General features: G+C 64.7%; 24 protein-coding genes. 14 read left to right on the top strand and 10 right to left on the bottom strand.

Features of this window, described 5'->3' with window-relative positions:
- Positions 1–6: 6 nt before the first annotated feature.
- Positions 7–918: a metallophosphoesterase family protein gene (locus O4H62_RS15080; protein ID WP_269389053.1), complete on the bottom strand. Its 912-nt coding sequence runs from the start codon at positions 916–918 to the stop codon at positions 7–9.
- A gap of 69 nt (positions 919–987) precedes the next feature.
- On the opposite strand from O4H62_RS15080, the gene O4H62_RS15075 reads away from it, so the two are divergent.
- The 3 genes from O4H62_RS15075 to O4H62_RS15065 all read left to right on the top strand — a co-directional run bounded on the left by O4H62_RS15075 (position 988) and on the right by O4H62_RS15065 (position 3345).
- Entirely contained in the window at positions 988–1452 is a 465-nt protein-coding gene (locus O4H62_RS15075; RefSeq protein ID WP_269389481.1) for an NUDIX domain-containing protein, read from the top strand.
- 208 nt (positions 1453–1660) lie between these two features.
- Positions 1661–2587 (top strand): ABC transporter ATP-binding protein, encoded by a 927-nt coding sequence (locus O4H62_RS15070; protein WP_269389051.1) that lies wholly within the window; start codon positions 1661–1663, stop codon positions 2585–2587.
- Positions 2584–3345, top strand: coding sequence for an ABC transporter permease (locus tag O4H62_RS15065; RefSeq protein WP_269389049.1), 762 nt, complete (start codon positions 2584–2586; stop codon positions 3343–3345). The genes O4H62_RS15070 and O4H62_RS15065 overlap by 4 nt, the downstream gene beginning before the upstream one ends.
- Before the next feature lie 15 nt (positions 3346–3360).
- Here O4H62_RS15065 and O4H62_RS15060 read toward each other — a convergent pair whose 3' ends face one another.
- Together O4H62_RS15060 and O4H62_RS15055 are read right to left on the bottom strand one after the other, a co-directional pair.
- On the bottom strand, positions 3361–3750 hold the full coding sequence (locus O4H62_RS15060; RefSeq protein WP_269389047.1) for a DUF302 domain-containing protein: 390 nt from the start codon (positions 3748–3750) through the stop codon (positions 3361–3363).
- A 101-nt stretch (positions 3751–3851) separates the two neighbouring features.
- Positions 3852–4841, bottom strand: coding sequence for a glutathione S-transferase family protein (locus O4H62_RS15055; RefSeq protein WP_269389045.1), 990 nt, complete (start codon positions 4839–4841; stop codon positions 3852–3854).
- Between the two features lie 227 nt (positions 4842–5068).
- Here O4H62_RS15055 and O4H62_RS15050 point away from each other — a divergent pair, with 227 nt between their 5' ends.
- From O4H62_RS15050 to ggpS, 5 genes are all read left to right on the top strand, one after another.
- The gene (locus O4H62_RS15050; RefSeq protein ID WP_269389043.1) at positions 5069–5587 is read left to right on the top strand and encodes a GNAT family N-acetyltransferase; all 519 of its coding nucleotides are present in this window, start codon (positions 5069–5071) and stop codon (positions 5585–5587) included.
- A 48-nt stretch (positions 5588–5635) separates the two neighbouring features.
- Positions 5636–5977 (top strand): ACT domain-containing protein, encoded by a 342-nt coding sequence (locus O4H62_RS15045; RefSeq protein WP_331284468.1) that lies wholly within the window; start codon positions 5636–5638, stop codon positions 5975–5977.
- 129 nt (positions 5978–6106) lie between these two features.
- A complete protein-coding gene (locus O4H62_RS15040; RefSeq protein ID WP_269389041.1) occupies positions 6107–7234 on the top strand; it encodes an NAD(P)H-dependent glycerol-3-phosphate dehydrogenase in 1128 nt (375 codons plus the stop codon).
- Positions 7231–8025, top strand: a complete 795-nt coding sequence (locus tag O4H62_RS15035) for an HAD family hydrolase (protein ID WP_269389039.1) — start codon at positions 7231–7233, stop codon at positions 8023–8025. The genes O4H62_RS15040 and O4H62_RS15035 overlap by 4 nt, the downstream gene beginning before the upstream one ends.
- 4 nt (positions 8026–8029) lie before the next feature.
- Positions 8030–9520, top strand: coding sequence for a glucosylglycerol-phosphate synthase (gene ggpS / locus O4H62_RS15030; RefSeq protein WP_269389038.1), 1491 nt, complete (start codon positions 8030–8032; stop codon positions 9518–9520).
- 58 nt (positions 9521–9578) lie between these two features.
- Here ggpS and O4H62_RS15025 read toward each other — a convergent pair whose 3' ends face one another.
- From O4H62_RS15025 to O4H62_RS15010, 4 genes are read right to left on the bottom strand one after another with little or no spacing between them, the layout of a single operon-like run.
- Positions 9579–11642: a hypothetical protein gene (locus tag O4H62_RS15025; RefSeq protein WP_269389036.1), complete on the bottom strand. Its 2064-nt coding sequence runs from the start codon at positions 11640–11642 to the stop codon at positions 9579–9581.
- A 1-nt stretch (position 11643) separates the two neighbouring features.
- A complete protein-coding gene (locus O4H62_RS15020) occupies positions 11644–14451 on the bottom strand; it encodes a DUF4159 domain-containing protein (protein WP_269389034.1) in 2808 nt (935 codons plus the stop codon).
- Positions 14448–15365: a DUF58 domain-containing protein gene (locus tag O4H62_RS15015; protein WP_269389032.1), complete on the bottom strand. Its 918-nt coding sequence runs from the start codon at positions 15363–15365 to the stop codon at positions 14448–14450. Before O4H62_RS15015 ends, O4H62_RS15020 begins: the two co-directional genes overlap by 4 nt.
- A 4-nt stretch (positions 15366–15369) precedes the next feature.
- Positions 15370–16383, bottom strand: a complete 1014-nt coding sequence (locus O4H62_RS15010) for an AAA family ATPase (RefSeq protein WP_269389031.1) — start codon at positions 16381–16383, stop codon at positions 15370–15372.
- Between the two features lie 116 nt (positions 16384–16499).
- Between O4H62_RS15010 and O4H62_RS15005 the strand changes: the two genes are divergently transcribed.
- The 3 genes from O4H62_RS15005 to O4H62_RS14995 are packed head-to-tail and all read left to right on the top strand — an operon-like array spanning position 16500 to position 19023.
- Positions 16500–17120 carry a DUF1285 domain-containing protein gene (locus tag O4H62_RS15005; protein ID WP_269389028.1) on the top strand — a complete coding sequence of 207 codons (621 nt, stop codon included), beginning with the start codon at positions 16500–16502 and terminating at the stop codon, positions 17118–17120.
- A gap of 14 nt (positions 17121–17134) precedes the next feature.
- A complete protein-coding gene (locus tag O4H62_RS15000; protein WP_269389477.1) occupies positions 17135–17776 on the top strand; it encodes a CoA pyrophosphatase in 642 nt (213 codons plus the stop codon).
- Positions 17773–19023: a CCA tRNA nucleotidyltransferase gene (locus O4H62_RS14995; protein ID WP_269389027.1), complete on the top strand. Its 1251-nt coding sequence runs from the start codon at positions 17773–17775 to the stop codon at positions 19021–19023. The genes O4H62_RS15000 and O4H62_RS14995 overlap by 4 nt, the downstream gene beginning before the upstream one ends.
- A 32-nt stretch (positions 19024–19055) precedes the next feature.
- On the opposite strand, the gene O4H62_RS14990 is transcribed toward O4H62_RS14995, so the two are convergent.
- On the bottom strand, positions 19056–19241 hold the full coding sequence (locus O4H62_RS14990; protein WP_269389026.1) for a DUF1059 domain-containing protein: 186 nt from the start codon (positions 19239–19241) through the stop codon (positions 19056–19058).
- A gap of 626 nt (positions 19242–19867) precedes the next feature.
- Here O4H62_RS14990 and O4H62_RS14985 point away from each other — a divergent pair.
- Complete coding sequence (locus O4H62_RS14985; RefSeq protein WP_269389025.1) at positions 19868–20077, top strand: hypothetical protein; 210 nt, start codon at positions 19868–19870, stop codon at positions 20075–20077.
- 12 nt (positions 20078–20089) lie between these two features.
- Here the strand turns inward: O4H62_RS14985 and hemF are convergent, their stop codons facing one another.
- A complete protein-coding gene (gene hemF, locus O4H62_RS14980) occupies positions 20090–21001 on the bottom strand; it encodes an oxygen-dependent coproporphyrinogen oxidase (RefSeq protein WP_269389023.1) in 912 nt (303 codons plus the stop codon).
- A 155-nt stretch (positions 21002–21156) separates the two neighbouring features.
- On the opposite strand from hemF, the gene O4H62_RS14975 reads away from it, so the two are divergent.
- Positions 21157–21426, top strand: a complete 270-nt coding sequence (locus O4H62_RS14975; protein ID WP_269389022.1) for a hypothetical protein — start codon at positions 21157–21159, stop codon at positions 21424–21426.
- Between the two features lie 27 nt (positions 21427–21453).
- Here the strand turns inward: O4H62_RS14975 and soxR are convergent, their stop codons facing one another.
- Complete coding sequence (gene soxR / locus O4H62_RS14970; RefSeq protein ID WP_269389020.1) at positions 21454–21927, bottom strand: redox-sensitive transcriptional activator SoxR; 474 nt, start codon at positions 21925–21927, stop codon at positions 21454–21456.
- 87 nt (positions 21928–22014) lie between these two features.
- On the opposite strand from soxR, the gene O4H62_RS14965 reads away from it, so the two are divergent.
- On the top strand, positions 22015–22398 hold the full coding sequence (locus tag O4H62_RS14965; RefSeq protein WP_269389019.1) for a VOC family protein: 384 nt from the start codon (positions 22015–22017) through the stop codon (positions 22396–22398).
- The last annotated feature ends 8 nt before the right edge of the window (positions 22399–22406 follow it).

Raw genomic sequence — 22406 nt, 5'->3', positions numbered from 1 at the left:
GCCTGATCAGCCGAGGCGTTCTTCCAGGGCGATCACGGCTGCCGGATTTTCCGCAAAACCGGGCCCGTCGGGGTTCAGCCGCATGCGGCGATGGATGGTTTTCCAGTCGCCCGGCCCGCCGTCGATCTCGAACAGGTTGAAGCCGGCGAGCGGCTTGCGTCCGCCCGGGCCCTGGCTTGCCGAGGCAATGCCCACCACCGGAACCATGCCGTCGCGGCCCTTGAGATGATGCAGCGTGTCGAGATGGGTGTGGCCGTGCAGCACCAGCTCGGCACCGTGCTGCTTCAGCATCCTGGCGAAGCTGGAAATGCCGCGCATCCGCTTGTGCGCGGGTGCCGCGCCGCGAACCGGCGGGTGATGGATCAGCACAACCCGGTAGAGACCGTCCTGGCGGGCCTGATCGAGCAACCGTCCCGCCGCGCGGGCCTGCTTGCGGCTGAAATCGCCGGTGGCCATGAACGGCAGCGTGGCGTTGGCCGTCGACAGCCCGATCAGCGCAACCGGGCCGCGGCGGCGGTAGCTTGGGAACAGCGCGCCATCGGGCGCCGGGGTGTCCGAGAGCAGCCATGGCCGCCATGCGGCCTTGGCCCGCGCCAGCGCGCCGGGCACATAGGCATCGTGATTGCCGGGCACCAGCGTGGTCTTGAGCGGATCGAAATGGGTCTCGAGCCAGAGGCGGGCGACCTCGATCTCCGTCCGTGTCGCCAGGTTGACCAGATCGCCGGTGATCGCCACATGGTCGGGCGCAGCCTCGCGCAAGCCGGTCAGCACATTCTCCAGCGTGTTGCCAAAAAGATGCTTGCGGCGGTTGCGATGCCAGTTCACATAGCCGGTGATCCGCTTGGACGCGAGTTCGGCCAGCGTCACGCGCGGCAGGGGACCAAGATGGATGTCGGAAATATGAGCAAGCCGGAACATGATGTGAGCAATAGCGATCCTGCCAGGGGGCCGCAAGCCGTGGCCGATGCACAGGCGCGGCCGCCGGAAATGCGCAACTGGCGGGCGCGGCTGGTCACGAGGGTGGTGCACACATGGTTCGCACTCGCCCGCGGCATGACGCTGGGCGTCCGCGCCGCGGCGTTCGACGAAGCGGGCCGGGTGTTCCTGGTGCGCCATTCCTACGTGCCCGGCTGGCACATGCCCGGCGGCGGGGTCGAGCGCGGCGAAACGCTGGGTGACGCGCTCACCAAGGAACTCAGCGAGGAAGGCAATCTCGAGATTGTCGGGCAGGCGGAGCTGTTCGCGGTCTATTTCAACCGCGGCACCAGCCGCCGCGACCATGTCGCCTTCTACCGCTGCACGGTGCGCCAGTCCGCGCCGAAGCGGGCGGACCGGGAGATCGTCGAAAGCGGGTTTTTCGCACTCGATGCGCTGCCGGACGGTGTGACGCTGGCTACGCGGCAGCGGCTCGAGGAACTTTCGGGGCGGATGCCGGTCAGCGAGACCTGGTGACCCCGTCGGAAGCCCGGAAGCCGCGGATCAGCTGCTCCGAGACGTGCCAGTACTGCGAAGCCTGCTGACAGGAACTGACATCAGTTTTCCCCGCCGCACTTGAACGGCGGCCGGGAGCGCTTAACTCTTGTCGGTTGCGCAACCAGCCTCTTCCTTCCGCCGCCAGTCTGTCTGCCGGTTCCTTTCCTTCCTTTTCGAGACGAAGATCATGGCAGCCATTCTTTCGGTTCAGAACCTATCCAAGCAATATGACGGCGGCTTTCAGGCGCTGAAGAACGTCAATCTCGACATCGACGAGGGCGAGATCCTGGCGCTGCTCGGGCCCAACGGCGCGGGCAAGACGACGCTGATCTCGATCATCTGCGGCCTGGTCAATCCGAGTTCCGGAACCGCCAAGGTCGGCGGCTTCGACGTGGTGGGCGACTACCGCCAGGCCCGCTCCCTGATCGGGCTGGTGCCGCAGGAGATCGCGCTGGAGCCGTTCCAGACTGTGATGGATGCGCTGCGCTTCACCCGCGGCCTGTTCGGCAAGCGCAACGATCCGGCGCTGCTGAAGTCGATCCTGGAAAAACTGTCGCTGTGGGACAAGAAGGACGCCAAGACGATGGAGCTGTCGGGCGGCATGAAGCGCCGGGTGCTGATCGCCAAGGCGCTGTGCCACGAGCCGCGGGTGCTGTTTCTTGACGAACCGACAGCCGGCGTCGACGTCGAACTGCGCAAGGAGATGTGGGATGTCGTCCGGCAGCTCAAGCAAGACGGCGTGACCATCATCCTGACCACCCATTACATCGAGGAAGCCGAGGCGATCGCCGACCGGGTCGGCGTCATCCGCAGTGGTGAACTGCTGCTGGTGGAAGAAAAGGAAACGCTGATGCAGCGGATGGGCCAGCGGCAGTTGCGGGTCGAACTGATGCAGCCGCTCGATGGAATTCCCGAAGCGCTGGGCCATTACGATCTCGACTACGACGCCGAGACCCAGGCGCTGGTCTATTCCTACGAGGCCAATGGCGAGCGCACCGGCATCGCCTCGCTGTTTGCGGATCTGAGCAAGGCGGGGATCATCCTGCGGGACATCGAAACGAAACAGAGCTCGCTCGAAGACATCTTCGTCGGCCTGGTGGAGGACAAGGCATGAATTTCCAGGCGGTCAGATCCATCTATTCGTTCGAAATGGCGCGGTTCTTCCGCACCCTGTCGCAGAGCCTGATTTCGCCGGTGCTGTCGACGTCGCTGTATTTCATCGTCTTCGGCGCGGCAATCGGCTCGCGCATCGACGAGATAGACGGCGTCAGCTACGGCGCCTTCATCGTGCCCGGGCTGATCATGCTCTCGGTGCTGACCCAGAGCATTTCCAATGCTTCGTTCGGGATCTATTTCCCGAAATTCCTCGGTTCGATCTACGAGCTGCACACCGCCCCGGTGTCGTTCATCGAGATCGTGCTCGGCTATGTCGGGGCGGCGGCGACCAAGTCGGCGCTGATCGGGCTGGTGATCCTGGGGACGGCGGAATTCTTCGTCGATTTCGAGATCCTGCACTGGGGCGCGATGCTGGCGTTCCTGGCGCTGACCTGCATCTCTTTCAGCCTGTTCGGCTTCATCATCGGGGTCTGGTCGAAGAATTTCGAGCAGCTGCAGATGGTGCCGCTTTTAGTGATCACGCCGCTGGTGTTCCTGGGCGGCAGCTTCTATTCGATCTCGATGCTGCCGCCGTTCTGGCAGACGGTGACGCTGTTCAACCCGGTGGTCTACCTGATCTCGGGCTTCCGCTGGGCCTTCTACGGCACGGCCGACATCAATATCGGGATCAGCCTGATGATGATCGCCGTGTTCATGCTGATCTGCCTCGCCATCATCGGCTGGACCTTCAAGACCGGCTACAAGATCAAGACCTGAAGACCCGGCAACGGATCAGATGTCGCGGACGACGTTTGCGAGCATCTCCCGGACCTTGCCGGCGACCTCGGTCAGCTTTTCGTTGGGGATGGCCTGCATCGAGGCAACCGGATCGACGGCGCTGACTTCGACAGCGCCGTTGCCCGCGTCGCGGATGATGACGTTGCAGGGAAGCATGGCGCCGATGCGCGGTTCGATGCCGATGGCCTGGTGCGCCATCGACGGATTGCAGGCGCCGAGAATGAGGTAGGACGGCATGTCCTTGTCGAGCTTCTTCTTCATCGTCGCGGCGACATCGATTTCGGTCAGCACACCGAAGCCGTGACCGGCAAGGGCCTTCCGGGTCCGGTCCGTCACGTCCTCGAATGAAGCGGCGCCGAAGGTGCGGTCGATTGTGTAGGCCATGAAGCTTCTCCTGTGATGCCTGCCGTCAGGGTTTCAATTGATATGGTATTTTCTATACGAGATATCAACGTCCGACCCTGACGGAGTGCGACAGCAGGGGCTCAGGCAGCCTTCGGCAAGGCCTCGCGGCCGTGCGGCGCGTCGAGATCAAGCGCCGGGCCGACGGGCACGATGCCGGTCGGATTGATGGTCGCGTGGCTGCCGTAATAATGGTTCTTGATGTGATCCATGTTCACGGTCGAAGCGATGCCGGGCATCTGGTAGAGTTCGCGCAGGTAACCCGACAGCGCCGGATAATCGGCGATGCGGCGGATGTTGCACTTGAAGTGGCCGACATAGACCGGATCGAACCGGACAAGCGTGGTGAACAGACGCCAGTCGGCTTCGGTCAGGCTGTCGCCGGTCAGGTAGCGGTTGAGACCGAGGCGCTCGTCCAGCATGTCGAGCGTGTCGAAAAGCTCGGTGACATGCTCCTTGTAGGCCTCCTGCGTGGTGGCAAAGCCTGCCTTGTAAACGCCGTTGTTGACCTTGTGATAGACGATCTCGTTGATCTCATCGATCTCGTCCCGAAGCTCTGCGGGATAGAAATCCGGCGCGGGCCTGGCAATCGCGTTGAAGGCCGAGTTGAACATGCGGATGATTTCCGCCGATTCATTGGAGACGACGGTGCCTGTCTTCTTGTCCCAGAGTACCGGCACGGTGACCCGGCCCGAATAGTCCGGTTTGGCTGCGACATAGACCTGCCAGAGATAGTCGGCATTGCCCAGGTGATCCCTGGTGCCGCCGTCGCGCTCATGAAATTCCCAGCCGTTCTTGCCCATGTAGGGATCGACGATGGAGACGGAGATCGCCTCTTCCAGTCCCTTGAGCTTGCGGAAGATCAGTGTCCGGTGCGCCCAGGGGCACGCCAGCGAAACATAAAGATGATAGCGGCCGGCCTCGGCGGCGAAGCCGCCTGTCCCCGACGGTCCGGGCGATCCATCGGCCGTCACCCAGTTGCGAAACGCGGATTCCGAGCGCTTGAAATGTCCGCCTGTTGATTTCGTGTCGTACCAGACGTCCTTCCAGACGCCATCTACCAGCATTCCCATAGGTGTTCTCCTTTGACCAGACACATAGGCCGCCCTTGCACAAAAGCGAAGCTTTGAGGGGTGAACGGTGCGTTTTGCATTGGACGACAGGGATTTGCTTTGCTATGGGCGAAGTGCAAAGAGGAAAACCGGATGCCTGCCACGGCCTTGCGACGACGCTGAACAGACTGCCAACGCGCTTGCCGCGCGATCCATCATGTCTTGTCGTCTCATCCGGATCTTTCTCAATGTCCATCCACGATCTTGTCTTTCTGACCGAAGACGCGTCTCATGACGCGGCCATCAACCATATCAACGAAGAAGCATTCGGTCCCGGTCGCTTTGTCCGCTCGTCCGAAAGGGTGCGGGAGCAGGGGCCGCATGACCGGAGGCTTTCGTTCGTCGCCGCCGACCGGGGTGAAGTGATCGCTTCGGTTCGGATGACACCGATCCTTGCCGGCACGGTGGCCGGCTATCTGCTGGGGCCGCTCGCGGTCCGGCCGTCGCACAAGAATCTCGGGATCGGCCGCGAGCTGGTGCGTATTGCGCTGGCTGCCGCGAAGAAGGCCGGCAGCCCGGTCGTGCTGCTGGTCGGGGATCCACCCTATTATCTGCCGCTCGGATTCAAGCCGACCAAGCCCGGCGCGCTGACGATGCCCGGGCCGTTCGACCCGCACCGGCTTCTGGCGGCCTGTCTCGGCGATGTCGATGCAATGGCGCTCGAAGGCGAAATCCGGCACATCGGCCGGATGCCGCAGGCAGGGTAGTCGCATGGAGCTGTCGCTTCGGTTGCAGCGTGTGCCCGGCCGCACGGCATCGCGCGTCTTGCGCCGGACGCGGCAATTCCGGACTGGGCCGGCGGCGGCGGGTTCTGGGCGGTCATCCGGGCGGAGGACGAAATCACCATCGTCTGCCTGCAGGAGCGGATCCCGGACGGGGCTCAATCGAGCCGCGACTGGCTGTGTCTGCGAACCATCGGGCCGTTTGCCTTCGATGCGACGGGAATCGTCAGTTCGCTGATCGCGCCGCTATCCGATGCCGGCATCGGGGTGTTCGTGGTTTGCACCTATGATGGCGAGCATTTGCTGGTCGCGGAGCCGGATATGGCGAAATCGATGGCGCTGCTGGAGGCGCGTGGGCACAGGTTCGTGGCGTGAAAGCCCCCGAGACGGGGGCGAATTTGCATGGCGATAACTGGATAGCTCATGTCGGTTTCAGAACTTTTCTGTTGCGCCGCAGCATCTGAAAGGTTGCGGTGCGGCGCGGGATGGCCTAGATAGAGCCACATGACTTATCTAGGCCAAAAAGCCGACGACCTGTCTTCTCCCGCACGTCCCTACGCGAAAATCTGCGTCATCGGTGCCGGATCCTGGGGGACCGCACTGGCCTCCGTGGCGCGCCGCGCCGGCCGCAAGACGGCGATCTGGGGACGGGACCGGGCGACGATCGACGCAATCAACGACCGCAATGAAAATCCCCGCTACCTTCCCGGTATCGATCTGCCGGAGGGGATCCGCGCGACCACCAACATGGCCGAGGCACTGGCCGGTGCGGAAGCGGTTCTGCTGGTCACACCGTCGCGGACCTTGCGGGATATCTGCACACAGATGCGCCCGCATCTCGGTGAGGGCGTGCCGATCGCGCTTTGCGCCAAGGGGATCGAGGCGGGGACCGGATATCTGCTCAGCGAGGTGGCGTCGGAGATGCTGCCGGGCCACCAGATCGGGGCTCTCTCAGGGCCGACATTCGCCACCGAGACGGCGCTCGGCCACCTGACCGCGGCGACGATCGCGTTTCCGTTTTCCTATGCCGACAGGCTGGACATGGCTTCCAGCCCGGCAGCCAGGCTGGCGCTTTCGATGGGGTCTGATTACTTCCGGCCCTACATATCCGACGATCTGGTCGGGGTGGAAGTGAGCGGCGCGGTCAAGAACGTGATTGCGATTGCCTGTGGCATGATGACGGGCGCGGGATATGCCGAGAACACACGGGCGGCGCTGATCGTGCGCGGCATGGACGAGATCAAGACGCTTGCCGACGTGTTCGGCGGCCGCCGCGAGACGGTCACCGGCCTTGCCGGCGCCGGGGATCTGACCTTGACCTGCTCATCGCAGACATCGCGCAACATGTCGCTCGGCGTGCAGCTCGGCAAAGGCATTCCCCGCGACCGGTGCTTCGACGGCAAGCCCGTGGTGGTGGAAGGTGAAGTGAACTCGCTGTCGGTGATGGACCTGGCGCGACGGATGAACATCCACATGCCGATCTGCGAGTGCGTGTACCGGATCTTGCACCAGGGCGCGGATGTGCGCGAAACCTTCGCCGAGTACTGGTCGCGCCCGATCCAGGGCGAACGGCGCGGTTTGGCGATTTCCATCGACCACCCGATCGCCATGGCAACGGAGACGACCCAATGACCATTCAAGCGCCCGAGGCGGCCCCGAAACCGGCAGCTCTGAAGGACCGGCAATTCGTGCTGGCGACCGATCTCGACGGAACCTTCCTGGGCGGGAGCGACGAGGATCGCCGGAAGCTCTACGACTGGATCGAGGCCAATCGCGAGACCGTGGGCCTGATCTTCGTCACCGGCCGCGACCCGGAATTCATCGGCGAGCTGTGTTCGAGCAATGGCGTGCCCTGGCCCGAATATGCGGTGGGCGACGTGGGAACGACGATCGCCACGGTGTCGCCCTCGGACGGCGTGGCGCCGATCCTGCATCTCGAAGAGGAGATCGCGGCGCGCTGGGACGACGCGGGCGAGAACGTCCGCTCCAGGCTCGACGGCCACCCGGGGCTGAGGCTGCAGCCGACCGATTTCCGCTACCGCGTCAGCTACGATCTCGACCACGAGACGTTCGACCGGTCCGCCTGTTCGATCGTCGAGGAGATGGGGCACCAATGGCTGATTTCCGACAACCGGTTCTTCGATGTGCTGCCCGATGGCGTGAGCAAGGGACCGTCGCTCAGGAGGCTGGTGGATTACCTGGAGCTCGATCCGGGCCGGGTTCTGTGCGCCGGCGACACGCTCAACGATCTTTCCATGCTCGAATGCGGCCTGCCGGCCGTCGCGGTGGGGAATTCGGAACCTTCTCTCGTCGAGCGCGTTCATCATCTCGAGCACCTTCATATGGCGCAGGCGCATGGCGCGGCGGGCATACTGGAGGCTATTCGTGCGTTCGATATGCACGATCTACCAAAAGGATACTGACTACATGGCCAGCGATCTTGTCATCGTTTATCACCGCCAACCCTACGAGGAAGTCGAAGAAAACGGAAAGATCGTTTTCAGAGAAAACAAAAGCCCGAACGGCATCGTCCCGACGCTGAAGGGGTTTTTCGGGCGGGTTGAAAAGGGCGCATGGGTCGCCTGGAAGCTGGCCGACGACGCTGCCAACCCGGATTTCGAACGCGTCATCGAGATCGAGGACAGCTACGGCAAGTACTCGGTCACCCGGCTGCCGCTGACGCCGGACCAGGTGTCGAGCTTCTACCATGTCACCTCGAAGGAAGCGTTCTGGCCGATCCTGCATTCGTTCAAGGAACGCTACAATTACGACCCGGTCGACTGGCCGACCTTTCGTGAAGTCAACTGGGCCTTCGCCGAGGCCGCCGCCGCGGAGGCCGCGCCCGGCGCCGTGGTCTGGGTGCACGACTACAATCTGTGGCTGGTGCCCGGATACCTGAGGAAACTCAGACCCGATGTGAAGATCTCCTTCTTCCACCACACCCCTTTCCCCGCCGCCGACATGTTCAACGTTTTGCCCTGGCGTCGCGAGATCGTCGACAGCCTGCTTGCCTGCGACGTGGTTGGATTCCACGTCCCGCGCTATGCGGTCAATTTTGTCCATGTCGCGCAAAGCCTGCTCGAAGTCGGGCCGGTAAAGCGGAAGGACGTGAACCCCGATTTTGTCTGGGAGGGTACGGCCCTGTCGGACCGGCGCGTTCCCGAGGCGGTGATGTACCAGGGACGCGAAATCCGGATTTCCAGCGCGCCGGTGGGCATCGACTGGGATTACATCCAGGAACGCGCCGCTTGCGAGGAGACCCGTGAGAGCGCCGTCGCCATCCGCTCCGAGCTCGGAGATTGCAAGCTGATCCTCTCGGTCGGACGCACCGACTACACCAAGGGCGGGGTGCAGCAGCTCGAGAGCTACGAACGGCTGTTGCAGACGCATCCCGAACTGCACGGCAAGGTCCGTCTCATGCACGTCTCCGTCGGCGCCAACCGCAACATGGCGGCCTATGAGGAGATCCAGAGCGAGATCGAGCAGGTCGCCGGCCGGATCAACGGGACCTTCGGCTCGTTCGAATGGCAGCCGGTGGCGCTGATTTCCACCGCGATCCCATTCAAGGACCTGATTGCCTATTATCAGCTGGCCGACGTCTGCTGGATCACGCCGCTGGCCGATGGCATGAACCTTGTCTGCAAGGAGTATGCGGCGGCCCGCACCGATGGCGACGGGGTGCTGGTGCTTTCGGAATTCGCAGGCGCGGCGGTCGAACTGTCGTCCGCCGTCATCACCAATCCGTTCTCCCACCGGTCGATGGACACGGCGATCGAGCAGGCGCTGGCCATGCCGGAAGAAGAGCGGCGTCAACGGATGAAGATGCTGCGCGAAACCGTCAAGCGCTACGGCATCAAGGCCTGGGCCGAGGACCAGATGAGCTATTTCGTCGGCGAGGAGCTCTCCAAGGCAAGCTGAGTGACTTTAGCCACCTGACAGCTCTCCAGACAAATGGACTACCCAACTGCCGCGAGGATCAGCGACCCTCGCGGAACCAGGTTGCGCCGAGCGCCAGGATCATCAGCGCAAGACCCAGAAACCCGCCAAACAGCGGCACCGACCGCACACCCTTGAGCACGCTTTCGTTGCTGGCGCGCAGCCCCATGCGCTCGCCGGCATCGATGCGCGCGGACCGCGTCGGCAGGATCTGCGGCAGATCGCTGGCCGTGGCATTGACGCGTCGCGTCAGCCCGCCGCTTTCCGCCGACAGCGGCGCAATCACATCGGTGGTGGAAACGGTCGCCCGGAACTCGGGTGCGTCGACAGCGCCGACATGGGCGAGCGCGCGCAGATCGCCCGAGGTGACTTCCACCAGGCCGGGCTGATCGAGAACCATTTCGGAGCGGAACAATCCGTCACCGGCCGGCGCGAGGATCACCTCCCGGGTCTCGCCCGAGGGAAGCTCGATGGTGGCCGGGTCGGTGGTGTCGCCCATGGTCTGCCGTTCGATCACCAGCGTGCGGCCAGTGGCGGCGGCGCGCAGGGCTTCTTCCTCGAGCGACGGCTCCTTCATCAGCCAGTGGGCGATGCGCCGGTAGAGCGAGACATGCGGTCCGCCGCCTTCGAACCCACGCGCCCAGAGCCATCCGTGATCGGACAGGAGCATCGCCACGCGGCCTTCGCCATAGCGGTTGAGCACCAGCAGCGGCTCGTTGTCGGCACCGCGCATGACCACGTCACCCGCAGTGTCGCGAACGCCTACGGTGCGGAACCAGCGGCCCCAATCGGGCGGCTCGTTCAGGCCGCCGGGCAGGGCGCGGGTGACCGGGTGGCGCCGGCCATCGTTCGACAGCCGCGGATAGTAGCCCGCGTCCGTTACCGCACCGGTCGGCATGGCCGGAAGAGCCGGCGCCAGCGGGGTTTCGGCGATCGATTCCACTCCGGAGAGTTCCGGACCCGCGGCAACCAGAAGCGCGCCGCCATCTTCGACATAACGGGCGATGTAGTCGTAATAGAGCACCGGCAGCACGCCACGGTTCTGGTAACGGTCGAAGATGATCAGGTCGAATTCGTCGATCTTCTCGACAAACAGCTCGCGCGTCGGGAAGGCGATCAGCGAGAGTTCGGAGATCGGCGTGCCGTCCTGCTTTTCCGGCGGGCGCAGGATGGTGAAATGCACCAGATCGACCGAAGCGTCGGACTTGAGCAGGTTGCGCCAGGCGCGCTCGCCGGCATGCGGCGCGCCGGAAACCAGCAGCACCCGCAGGTTTTCGCGAATCCCCTCGATCAGCGTGACGGTGTGGTTGTTGGCGGTGGTGACTTCTCCATCCAGATCGTCGACGGAGAACTCGACGATGTTCTCGCCGCCGCGCGGCAGGTTGAGATAGAACGGGGTTTCCTCGCCGGCATTGGCAGTTTCCGTCGCGATCTCCTCGCCGTTCACCCGGACGGTGACATTGACCGGGCCGCCGGGCGAGGCGGCGCCATCCTCGCTGACACGGTAGACGATTTCCTGGTCTTCGCCGACGATGCCGAAGCGGGGGCTGCGGACGATGTCGACCCGCCGGTCCCGCTCGTCAGCATCGCCGACGATCAGGCCGTGCAGCGGTGCATCGAGACCGAGTGCGGAGAGGGAGCCGGGCACGTCGTGGACCTGCCCGTCGGTGATCATCACCGCACCGGCAAGCCGGGAACTCGGCACATCGCGGATGCCCGACGCCAGCGCCTCGAACAGGCGGGTGGAGGGCGACTGCGCGTCGGGGTCGGTGGCGGCCTCAATGATGCGGGTTTCGAAGGCCGGGTAGCGGGCGATCCGCTCGGTTAGCGCCTTCAGCGCCGCGTCGGTGCGGGCGGTGCGGTCGGCATTCATCTGGCTCGGGCTGCGGTCGACAACGATGGCGACCACGCTCGAGACCGGTTCACGGTCCTCGAAATTGGCGACGGGGTTGGCCAGCGCCAGCACGAGGGCGGCGAGCGCCAGCGCGCGAAGCGCGGCTCCGCGCATCCGCTTGGCAATGGCCCAACCGACCAGCAACAGCGCCACGAGGGCAATGGCCAGGATCGCCGGCAGCGGCAGGAACGGGTCAAACGCCAGGCTCATCTCATTGCCCCAATCGTTCGAGAAGGGCGGGGATGTGAACCTGGTCCGCCTTGTAGTTGCCGGTCAGCATGTACATGACGATGTTGACGCCGGCACGGAAGGCATATTCGCGCTGCCAGGGATCGGGCGGAACGGTCGAGAACATCGGGAAGCCCTGCTCGTCCACGGCCCAGGCGGCGGCCATGTCGTTGCCGGTGATCAGGATCGAGGACACGCCGTCGCCGGTGCGCGCCGGGCGCTCTGCCGGGTTGTCGGTCTCCGGGATGGCTTCCACCCAGAGCGGACCGTCGGAATAGCGGCCCGGAAACGTGTCGAGCAGGAAAAAGGACTTGGTCAGCACGTGATCGGCCGGGACGGGTTCAAGCGGCGGAATGTCGAGATTGGCGAGGATCTGCTGCAATCTCAGGGTCAGCACGCTTGAACCGCCGCCGAGGTCGACGATCCGGTCGCGGGTGTCGAACAGCACCGTGCCGCCGCTCTTCATGTAGGCGTCGATGCGGCTGATGGCGCCTGGCGACGGCATGTCGGCATCCTCGCTCATCGGCCAGTAGATCAGCGGATAGAGTGCCAGCTGGTCGGTCTCGATGTCGACGCCGACGGCCGTTCCCGGTTCCAGCGCGGTGCGGCTGAAGAGATAGCGCGACAGGCTGTCGAGACCGAGCCTGCTGATGTTGTCGGTCTCGTCATCACCGGTGATGACATAGGCGAGGCGGGTCCGGTCGAGGCTTTCGAGCAGATCGGCATCGCCGGGCTGGGAGTCCTGGGCATGGCCGGATCCGGGTGCGGCGAACACCGCCAGCGAAAGGCCGGCGACCAGGATCATCGCGGTCGCGGAAGACGGCCTGACGCCGCGGCGGCGGAAGGCGCCGTTCAGCACCAGCACAATGAGCGTATCGGCCAGCAGGGCGATCAGTGCGGCTGCAAACAGCCAGGGCCTGAAATCGACGGCGCTGTCGCCAGTGATCGCCGAGCGGGTGACCGGCACCTCGAACTCCGGGATTGCGATCGGTGCGAGGGTTTCGCCGGAATTGAACAGGTTGAGCGCGACAAACCCGTCCTCGCCGCCATAGAGGCCCGGCGGATTGTCGGGGCCTGCCGCCGGCACCTTGCCGCCGGTCAGGTCGAGCGGCCTGGCGTCGCCGCTTGCCGGAAGCAGGGCCGCGTTGGCGTCGAGCAGCCGCCAGGGCGGCAGGATGCCGGATCCGGCCTCGCCGCCGCCGGCGACGGCGCGGGAGAGCTGCACGACGCGGCGCAGCATGTCGACGAAGTGGCCCGAGATCGGCAGGTTGGACCAGCTTGCCTCGGCGGTGACATGGAACAGCACGATCCGCCCCGCGCCGCGATCGGCCGCGGTGACCAGCGGTGTGCCGTCGGCAAGGCTTGCCCAGGTGCGCGCGGCCAGATCGGAGGTTGGCTCGGCGAGGACCTGGCGGCGCACGGTGATGTCACGCGGCGTCGGCAGGCCGGCAAACGGGCCGGTTGCGGGGTAGTCGGCGAGCGGCTGCGGCTCGATCCAGGAGAGCGCGCCGCCGAGCTCGCGTTCGCCCTTGCGCAACAGCACGGGCAGGAGCCTGCTGTCTGCAGGAGCCGCGGCAAGGCGAGGGCCGGCGAAGCGGATCAGCGTTCCGCCGCGGTCGACCCATTCACTGAGCGACGTGCTGACATCGTCGGGCAGGGTGCCGATGTCGGACATGACGATCACGGCCGGAGACTGCGCCAGCAGCTTGGGGATGGACGCGGACATTTCCTCGCTGTCGGCCTCGATCAGGTCGGCATAGGGGGAGAGCGCGCGATTGATGTAGTAGAGCGGCGAGAGCAGCGGCTGGGCAATGTCGGCGGCTTCCCCGGAGATCAGCGCCACGCGGCGGCGGCGGAAGCTGTCGTCGAGCAGGCGGACCGAGCCCGCGGTGTCGATCCCGGTCACGTCGAGACGGGCGATGTCGTTGCGGATCTCGAAGGGAGCAGAGATGGTCCCGGTGGCTTCCGCGGCGCCAGCCTCGAAACGGATCTCGCCGGCCGCGATCTCGCGGCCCTTGCTGTCGCTGGCTCTGAGGCCGAAGCTCTCTTCTTGTGCTGCGTCGAGACGGCTCGCGGTGACGGTGAGCGCTTCGGCGCCATTGTCGGCCCCGGTCAGCGCCAGGGCTTTGGCTTCCGTTGCTCCGATGATCCGGACAGCGGAGGCTTCGAGCGCGGAGAGGCGGTTGAGAGCGTCTGCGGCGTCTGCTGTCTCGATGCCATCGGTGACATAGGCAATGGTGCCGGGGCGGGTCTGGCCGAGTGCCGCGACAAGTGCGGTCACGGATGCGGCTCGTTCCGGGCGCAGTGGTTGCGGCCTGGCCGCGCGCAACTGGTCGCGCGCCCGCTCGAAAGTGGCCGGCGTGGCGTCGTGGCGGCGGTTGGCGGTGAAGACAATGGCGACCGGGATGTCGAGATCCTCGGCCTCGTTGATCAGCATCTCCGCGGCCTCCACCCGTGCGTCCCAGTCGGGTGCGCTGGCCCAGCCATTGTCGATGACCAGCGCCAGCGGGCCGTCCGACGACAGTCCACGGTCGTGCGGATTGAGCACCGGTTCGGCCAGCGCCAGGATGATCAGTGCCGCGATCAGCAGGCGCAGCGCAGTCAGCCACCAGGGGCTGCGCGACGGGGTCTCCTCGGGCTTGAGGACGCGGGCAAGGATGGCGAGCGGCGCAAAGGGTTCGGCCTGCGGGCGCGGCGGGGTCAGGCGTAACAGCCACCAGATCACCGGCAGGGCCAGGAGCCCGAACAGGATCGCCGGCGCGCCGAAGGCAAATGGAAGGCCTGCCATCATGAGAATGCCGCCTTCTTGGTTGCCGGAATGCCCGACAGATGGCCGTGCGCCGCGGCAAGCGCTTCGGAGGCCAGCCGGTCGGTGCGGTGGGCAAGAAAGCTCCAGCCCATCTTTCGCACGCCCTGCGCCAGGGACTCGCGGCGGGCGATCCATTCCTTGCGGTAATCGGCAGCAATGGTTTCGGCGCGTCCGGCGACCAGTTTCTGGCCGGTTTCCGGATCGCGGAATTCGGTGCGTCCGGAATAGGGAAATGTCTCTTCGGCTGGATCGGCGACCTCGATGACATGTCCGCGCACACCGCGCCGGGCCGCGGGACCAATGCAGTTGTCCAGGGTTTCGTCGGCATCGAGGAAATCACCGATCAGGACAACATCGCTCATCCGGCCGATCCGACCGAGATCGGGCAACCTGGTCTGGACCGGGGCGTGGGCCAGCGCCAGCGCCAGCCGCTCGGCGGCATTCCTGGAGGCGACAGGTTCCATGACGCCGGGACAGCCGATGCGTTCGCCTGATCGCGAGAGGATTTCGGCCAGTGCCAGCATCAGCACCAGCGCGCGGCTCTCCTTGGAGACGATGGCGACGTCGGACTTGTAGAGCATCGAGGGCGACTGGTCGGCCCACAGCCAGATGGTGTGGGCGGCTTCCCACTCGCGGTCGCGGACATAGAGATTGTCATCGCGCGCCGAGCGGCGCCAGTCGATGCGCGAGAGCGATTCACCGTCGACATAGGGCCTGAACTGCCAGAAGGTTTCGCCGATGCCGCGTTTGCGGCGGCCGTGCCAGCCGGCAATCACGGTGTTGGCGACGCGCCGCGCCTCGGCCAGGCAATCGGGCAGAAGCGCCGCGCGCTGGCGGGCGCGGGCAAGGACGTCGAGCCGCTCGGTCGGTCGGGTCAGCTGGCCGATCGGGGCCATCGGCTCACCCGGCTTTCGGGGTTACGAGACCGGCAATGACGTCGCGGATGCCGATCCCTTCGGCGCGGGCTGAGAAGGTCAGGGCCATGCGGTGCTGCAGGATCGGCTCGGCCAGTGCGCGGACATCGTCGACCGAGGGAGCGAGCCTGCCGTCGTAAAGCGCGCGGGCGCGGGCGCAGAGCATCATCGCCTGGCCGGCGCGCGGGCCGGGGCCCCAGGAGACGGTTTCGTCGATCTTCGAATTGCCATGACCGGGACGGGCGGCGCGGACGAGCTCGAGGATCGCGTCGACCACCGATTCAGGCACCGGCATCTGGCGGATCAGCGCCTGGATCTGCGTCAATCGCTCCATGGTGACGGCGGGCCGGGCCGAGGCCTCCTGGGCTCCGGTGGTTTCGAGCAGGATGCGGCGTTCGGCAGCCATTTCGGGGTAAGGCACGTCAACCTGCATGAGGAAGCGGTCGAGCTGTGCCTCGGGCAGCGGATAGGTGCCTTCCTGCTCGAGCGGGTTCTGCGTCGCCAGCACGTGGAAGGGACGCGGCAGGTCGTGGGCAGCGCCGGCGACGGTGACATGATACTCCTGCATGGCCTGCAGAAGCGCGGACTGGGTGCGCGGCGAGGCACGGTTGATTTCATCAGCCATCAGCAATTGCGTGAATACCGGGCCGGGAACGAAGCGGAAGGAGCGGCGGCCCTTTTCGTCCTGGTCCATAACTTCCGAGCCGAGAATATCGGAGGGCATCAGGTCGGGGGTGAACTGGATGCGGTTCGAATTCAGCCCGAGAACGGTGCCGAGGGTGGTGACCAGCTTGGTCTTGGCGAGACCCGGGACCCCGACGAGAAGCGCATGGCCGCCGGAAAGGACGGCCAGCAATGTCTGCTCGACCACACTCTCCTGGCCGAAAATGACATCCGAGACTGCCTGCCTGATGGCCGAGATATCGGCCAGCGCCTGCTCCGCGGCTGCGATGACAGCCTTGTCGTCAATCGGCTTTGCGCCAGTGTCGATGCGTCCCATGGGTGTCTCCGCGCGTTCTGGTTCGTGGCTCGCCAACAGCTTATTCTAAGCCGAAAGGCTGACAAGTGCCGTTCAGATGACTATCTGGTTACCTGTAATCATAGCTGGACAGGACAATGGCAAAAACAAGGACCGATGCGAAAACAGATGCCGGCGATCTCGCCGCGCTGATTTCGCGCGCCCAGGCCGACCGCAATGCCGGCAAGGATGGTTTGCCGCCGGTCGAGCGCTGGAATCCGCCCTATTGCGGCGATATCGACATGGAAATCCGTGCCGACGGCACCTGGTTCTACATGGGCACACCGATCGGGCGACCGGCGCTGGTGCGGCTTTTTTCCACGGTGCTGCGCGTCGACGAGGACGGCAAGACCTATCTCGTCACGCCTGTGGAAAAGATCGGCATCCGCGTCGTGGACGCGCCTTTTCTGGCTGTGGAGATGACCGTGAGCGACGAAGAGGGGACCCAGGTGCTGACTTTCCGGACCAATGTCGGCGATGTTGTGCGCGCCGGGCCGGACAACCCGTTGCGATTCGTCGTCACCGGCGAGACCGATCAGCTCAAGCCCTATCTTCTGGTTCGGGGCCGGCTCGAAGCGCTGGTCAACCGGGCGGTGACCTATGACCTGCTGGCGCTCGGGGAGGAAATCGAGATTGATGGCGAGGCGATGTACGCCATCCGCTCGGCCGGGGCGGTGTTTCCGGTCATGCCGATGGACAGGCTGGAGGCGGGTGCTTGACGGATACGGTTTTTATGGCGCCGCAGGGTTTCGACGCCGAGGGATTTCGACTGCGGGCGCAGCGGCATGATCCGGAGCATGCGTTCGGTCCGGAGCCGGCGCATCTGGGGCATGGCGATCATGTGCTCAATCCGGGACTGGTTTCAGGGCTGGCTGGCGTCAAGCTGCGCGACGCCGCCGTACTGGTGCCGGTCACCGATGACGGGCCGGACGCTCGGGTGATCCTTACGCGCCGCGCCACCGCCATGCGCCGGCATTCGGGACAGGTGGCGTTCCCGGGTGGTTCCGTCGATCCCGAGGACGAGAGCGAGGAAATCGCCGCCATGCGGGAGGCGGAAGAGGAAATCGGGCTCGACCGCCGGTTTGTCGAACCGGTCGGGCGTCTACCGGTCTACATGACCACCACGGGCTTCCGGATCACGCCGGTGCTTGCCGTGATCAAGCCGGGCTATTCGCTTACGGCCAACCCGGTCGAGGTCGACGAGGTGTTCGAAACGCCGCTGTCCTTCCTGATGAATCCGGCCAATCACCGGCGCGAAAGCCGCGTCTGGGAAGGCATCGAACGCCACTACTACGTGATGCCCTACGGTGAACACCACATCTGGGGCGTCACCGCCGGCATCATCCGGACCATGTATGAAAGGCTCTATGCATGAGCACTGCGGCAAGCGTTGCTGATGAGAACTGGTTTCAGGAACCGGCGCTTGCCCGGATCTTTGCGCTCCTGAACCAGGACGGCGAGGAGGTCCGGGTGGTCGGCGGCGCGGTGCGCAATTCGCTAATGGGCCTGCCGGTGACCGATACGGACCTGGCGACAAGCTGGGCGCCTGAAAAGGTCGTGGCGCGGGCCGAGGCGGCAGGCATCAAGGCGGTGCCGACCGGCATAGATCACGGCACGGTGACGCTGGTCATCGATGGCCGCGGGTACGAGATCACCACGCTCCGGCATGACGCCGAGACCGACGGCAGGCGGGCCAAGGTGGTGTTTGGCAATGACTGGCAGATCGACGCTGAGCGGCGGGATTTCACCATCAATGCGCTTTACGCCGATGCAAGCGGCAATGTCATCGATCTGATCGGCGGACTGGAGGACATCGCCAACCGCACCGTGCGGTTCATCGGCGACGCCGACGCGCGGATTGCCGAGGACTATCTCAGGGTGCTGCGCTATTTCCGTTTCTTCGCGCACTACGGTGCCGGCCGGCCCGACGCGGCGGCGCTGAAGGCCTGCGCCCGGGCGCGCGACAAGCTCGGCAAGCTCTCGCCGGAGCGGGTCTGGAAGGAACTCAAGACGCTCTTCAAGGCGCAGGACCCGGGCCGGGCGCTGTTGTGGATGCGTCAGTCCGGAGTGCTCTCCGCCGTGCTGCCCGAGAGCGAGAAGTGGGGCATCGATAGCATCGGCGGGCTGATCGCCACCGAAGTCGCTCTCGATTGGGAGCCGGATCCGATGTTGCGCCTGATGGCCATGGTGCCGCCGGATGCGGAGCGCATGCGCGGGCTTTCCTCGCGGCTGAAGATGTCGCGGGCGGAGGCCGACCGGCTGGTCAAGTGGTCCGAGGCGCCGGTCATCGCACCGACGCTGGCGATCACCGCGCTCGACCGGCTGCTCTACCGCCATGGCGCGGTTCCGCTCATTGACCGGATCCGGCTGTCGCTGGTCTCGGCGCGCAGCCGCATCGAAACCGATCCGTCAGCACTCACCGATGCGGCCGGTCACAGCCGTCACCTGGCGCGCGCGCTCGGCTGGGAAAAACCGGTGTTCCCCGTTGCCGGCGCGGATCTGATTGCCCGGGGCGTCAACCCCGGTCCGCAGATGGGCGCACGTCTGGCCGCGCTCGAGCAGAGATGGGTCGAGAGCAATTTCAGCCTCGACAAGTCAGCCCTTCTCGACGCGCAGGATTGAGCCCTGCCGGGACGGCGAGGGCCCTCTCCGGATCAGGCCGCGTCGGTCTCGTCTAGCATGCGTTCCTTGATCTGCTCGACGATCGACGGACGGATGGTGGTCTCGCCGTGGGTTTCCCGCAGATGGTCGATGGCACGTGAGACGATCTCCGCCTCGCTGTCCGCCCGTGTGTGCCAGTCGCAACCGGGAACGAGAGATCCGCAATGGAAGGTTTTCATGGCTGTCTCCTCTTTTCGATGTCGAAAACCAAGAATCCGCCTATGCCGGCGCACCGGCCGACGGAGTGGCATGATAGCTTAAAAGCGGCCCGGATGCACCCCGGTCCGGATCACGATTGCCGATGCAGCACAACCGGAAGCGGCAATGCCGGGATCGACGCTTTTGTCTTGTGTTCCGCTCGGCGGGGACCGCAATCGCCCGCCCCACGATCGAGCCGTCCGGGCCGGACGTCGCCAATCCTTTGAAAGTGTTAACCTTGTTTCGCTAGCAATGAACCCAACGATGTCGTCTCCTGCAGCAGGATTCCGGGATGATTGTGGGTTTGAGTTCGTTCGAGGCCGTTCTGGATCGCGTGAGCCAAGAACGGGAAGACACCCCAGCAGACAGATCCGGGTCCTGGACAGCTATGCGCGGTTGGAATTCGAGCTTTGTTTGCGCGAGTTTCAGGACGCAGCCCTGGCCGAGCAGGGAACAACGCGGTGCCGCACATTCCGCCGTTCCCATCGACGCATCAACGCCGGCGCCGAGGCCAAAGCCAGCCGTTCACAATGATACACCCACGCCTGCGCCGAAGCCGAAACCCGCCATCGACACGTCGCTGTTCAAACGGCTCAGCCCCGCGGACGTGGCGAAGGACATCAATCTGCTGGCCTCGGACACGCCGGCGGAGCTGCAATCGAAACGGCGGCGTTTCGCCCGGCTCAATCATCCCGACCGGACGCCGGCGGAATGGCGGGAGGCCGCGACCACGCGCATGAAGATCGCCAACCATCTGGTCGACGAGGCATTGCGCGCGGTTGCCGCGCGGCGCAACCGGCCGGGCGTGGCGGCCTGATCCCGGCTTGCTTTACGGATACATCACCACCGGCGGCAGTGAAGACAGGATCGAGGCGACGTTGCCGCCGGTCTTCAGACCGAAAATGGTGCCGCGGTCGTAGAGCAGGTTGAACTCGACATAGCGGCCGCGGCGGATCAGCTGCTCGGTGCGTTCGGCATCGGTCCAGGGCTTGTTGAAGTTCGACCGGACGAGCTTCGGGTAGACCACGTTGAAAGCCCGACCGACGTCCTGGGTGAAGGCGAAATTGGCGTCCCACATGCCATGGTCTTCACCGCCGTGCAGCCAGTCGTAGAAGATGCCGCCGATGCCGCGCGGCTCGTCCCGGTGCGGCAGGTAGAAATACTCATCACACCAGGCTTTGAACTTCGGATAGTCGGCGACGGCGTGACGGTTGCAGGCAATCTCCATGGCGCGGTGGAACAGCTGCGCGTCGGGATCGGTCTGGGTGCGGCGGTTGTCGAGCACCGGGGTCAAGTCGGCGCCGCCGCCGAACCACTGGCTGGTGGTCACCACCATGCGGGTGTTCATGTGCACGGTCGGCACATGCGGGTTGGTGGGGTGGGCAATCAACGAGATGCCGGAGGCCCAGAACCGCGGATCTTCCTCGGCGCCGGGGATCTGGGCGCGGAATTCGGGCGAAAATTCGCCGTAGACGGTGGAGGTGTGGACGCCGACCTTCTCGAACAGCCGGCCCTTCATGATCGACATGGTGCCGCCACCGCCGGCCCCCTCGTCGCGCTGCCATGGCGTGCGCTCGAAACGTCCCGGTTCGCCGGTCGACTGCGGATTGTCGACTTCATCCTCAAGCGCCTCGAAGCTCAGGCAGATCTGGTCGCGCAACTGCTCAAACCACTGGCGTGCTTTTATCTTCTTGTCCTCGATGTCGTCGGGCAGGCCGGCTGGCAGGCTTGGGCGTTGCATTGGGGCTCCTCGGTTTGGTTTTGGTTCCGTCTTAGCAGCAGATCCCAGGATATGTAACCGCAGCATTGCATCCCGATTGTGGCAGATTTCACGGGACTCGCCGGGAACCCGCTTTTGAGCTAAAGTGGGCCAGCCATGATGGCAAAGGAAGGCCCATGAACCGGTATCAGCAACGCCCGCCTCTCGACGGGCTGCGCCGCGAGATCGCCCGTGCGCGCAAGGAAAAATCCGAAGGAAGAAAATCGGGCAGCTTCGTGCGCGAAACCTACCGGTTGAGCCGGGGCGAAGCGCGAGAAAAGGCACGGGAGTGGTTTTCCGCCTGGCCGAAAGCCGCCTACTGGACGGAAGTCGAGAGTTGGCGGGCCTTGCCGGGCGAGGGTGACGAGATCGAGTTCACCATGCGTCGGTTGCCGACGGCCGACTGATTGCTGCGGGCCGAACAATGCGGCCGATTATTCCGCTGAAGACTCTATCGATTTCTGTACCACCAGCCTCGGACCCGTGCCGGTCCGGCCTGCCCTGTCATCCGGATTGTAGAGCTTGCAGGCGTCGAGCGAGAGACAGCCGCAGCCGATGCAGCCGTCGAGCCGGTCGCGCAGCCGTTCGAGCATGCCGATACGGGCGTCGAGCCGGGCGCGGAAGCCGCGGCTGATCTTTTCCCAATCACGTTTGGTGGGCGTGCGCTCGAGCGGCAGCTGCTTGAGCTGGGCGCGGATCTCCTCAAGCGAAAATCCCATCTGCTGGGCGATCAGGATGAAGGACAGGCGCCTGATGTCGGAGCGGATGAACATCCGCTTTCCGCCTGGCGTGCGGCGCGCCGAAACCAGTCCCTCGTCGTCGTAGTAGCGGATCGCCGAGACGGCGAGACCGGTGCGGCTTGCCACTTCCCCGATGGTTAGAAGCCCCTGAGTGCGGATCGTAGCCATAATGGAAAAACCTCTTGACCTCAAGTTCACTTGAGAAAGTAGCATGATCTCCATGACAGGCAAGAAGACAAGATTGAGGAGGCTTTCATGACCAGATCCACGCTCGAACATGTCAATTTCACCGTCGCCGATGCGGCCGCCACCGCCAAATGGCTGTGCGATGTGTTCGGCTGGAAAATCCGCTGGCAGGGGCCTTCCATCAATGACGGAAGGTCGATTCATGTTGGAACGGACGACGACTACCTGGCGCTCTACACGCCGAAATCGACGCGGCCACGCGGCGGCAATGAGCGCGACGGCATCGGCAATCTCAACCATGTCGGTATCGTCGTCGACGATCTCGATGCGGTCGAGGCCAAAGTGAAGGCGCTGGGCTATCCGACCCACAGCCATGCCGATTACGAGCCGGGGCGCCGGTTCTATTTCGATGACGAGAACGGCATCGAGTTCGAGGTGGTCAGTTATGACTGACTTTGTTC

Origin of the sequence: Parahoeflea alexandrii, from assembly GCF_027214025.1 — a bacterium.
In the GTDB taxonomy this organism is placed as follows: domain Bacteria; phylum Pseudomonadota; class Alphaproteobacteria; order Rhizobiales; family Rhizobiaceae; genus Hoeflea; species Hoeflea alexandrii_A.
The sequence above is the reverse complement of the archived record's forward strand: the minus strand, read 5'-3'. Positions and strand labels throughout refer to the sequence as shown.

Bases quoted from the DNA above. Each gene is read 5' to 3' on its own strand.
- O4H62_RS15080 (WP_269389053.1), bottom strand. From the start codon at position 918: ATGTTCCGGCTTGCTCATATTTCCGACATCCATCTTGGTCCCCTGCCG.
- O4H62_RS15075 (WP_269389481.1), top strand. From the start codon at position 988: ATGCGCAACTGGCGGGCGCGGCTGGTCACGAGGGTGGTGCACACATGG.
- O4H62_RS15070 (WP_269389051.1), top strand. From the start codon at position 1,661: ATGGCAGCCATTCTTTCGGTTCAGAACCTATCCAAGCAATATGACGGC.
- O4H62_RS15065 (WP_269389049.1), top strand. From the start codon at position 2,584: ATGAATTTCCAGGCGGTCAGATCCATCTATTCGTTCGAAATGGCGCGG.
- O4H62_RS15060 (WP_269389047.1), bottom strand. From the start codon at position 3,750: ATGGCCTACACAATCGACCGCACCTTCGGCGCCGCTTCATTCGAGGAC.
- O4H62_RS15055 (WP_269389045.1), bottom strand. From the start codon at position 4,841: ATGGGAATGCTGGTAGATGGCGTCTGGAAGGACGTCTGGTACGACACG.
- O4H62_RS15050 (WP_269389043.1), top strand. From the start codon at position 5,069: ATGTCCATCCACGATCTTGTCTTTCTGACCGAAGACGCGTCTCATGAC.
- O4H62_RS15040 (WP_269389041.1), top strand. From the start codon at position 6,107: ATGACTTATCTAGGCCAAAAAGCCGACGACCTGTCTTCTCCCGCACGT.
- O4H62_RS15035 (WP_269389039.1), top strand. From the start codon at position 7,231: ATGACCATTCAAGCGCCCGAGGCGGCCCCGAAACCGGCAGCTCTGAAG.
- ggpS (WP_269389038.1), top strand. From the start codon at position 8,030: ATGGCCAGCGATCTTGTCATCGTTTATCACCGCCAACCCTACGAGGAA.
- O4H62_RS15025 (WP_269389036.1), bottom strand. From the start codon at position 11,642: ATGAGCCTGGCGTTTGACCCGTTCCTGCCGCTGCCGGCGATCCTGGCC.
- O4H62_RS15020 (WP_269389034.1), bottom strand. From the start codon at position 14,451: ATGATGGCAGGCCTTCCATTTGCCTTCGGCGCGCCGGCGATCCTGTTC.
- O4H62_RS15015 (WP_269389032.1), bottom strand. From the start codon at position 15,365: ATGGCCCCGATCGGCCAGCTGACCCGACCGACCGAGCGGCTCGACGTC.
- O4H62_RS15010 (WP_269389031.1), bottom strand. From the start codon at position 16,383: ATGGGACGCATCGACACTGGCGCAAAGCCGATTGACGACAAGGCTGTC.
- O4H62_RS15005 (WP_269389028.1), top strand. From the start codon at position 16,500: ATGGCAAAAACAAGGACCGATGCGAAAACAGATGCCGGCGATCTCGCC.
- O4H62_RS15000 (WP_269389477.1), top strand. From the start codon at position 17,135: ATGGCGCCGCAGGGTTTCGACGCCGAGGGATTTCGACTGCGGGCGCAG.
- O4H62_RS14995 (WP_269389027.1), top strand. From the start codon at position 17,773: ATGAGCACTGCGGCAAGCGTTGCTGATGAGAACTGGTTTCAGGAACCG.
- O4H62_RS14990 (WP_269389026.1), bottom strand. From the start codon at position 19,241: ATGAAAACCTTCCATTGCGGATCTCTCGTTCCCGGTTGCGACTGGCAC.
- hemF (WP_269389023.1), bottom strand. From the start codon at position 21,001: ATGCAACGCCCAAGCCTGCCAGCCGGCCTGCCCGACGACATCGAGGAC.
- O4H62_RS14975 (WP_269389022.1), top strand. From the start codon at position 21,157: ATGAACCGGTATCAGCAACGCCCGCCTCTCGACGGGCTGCGCCGCGAG.
- soxR (WP_269389020.1), bottom strand. From the start codon at position 21,927: ATGGCTACGATCCGCACTCAGGGGCTTCTAACCATCGGGGAAGTGGCA.
- O4H62_RS14965 (WP_269389019.1), top strand. From the start codon at position 22,015: ATGACCAGATCCACGCTCGAACATGTCAATTTCACCGTCGCCGATGCG.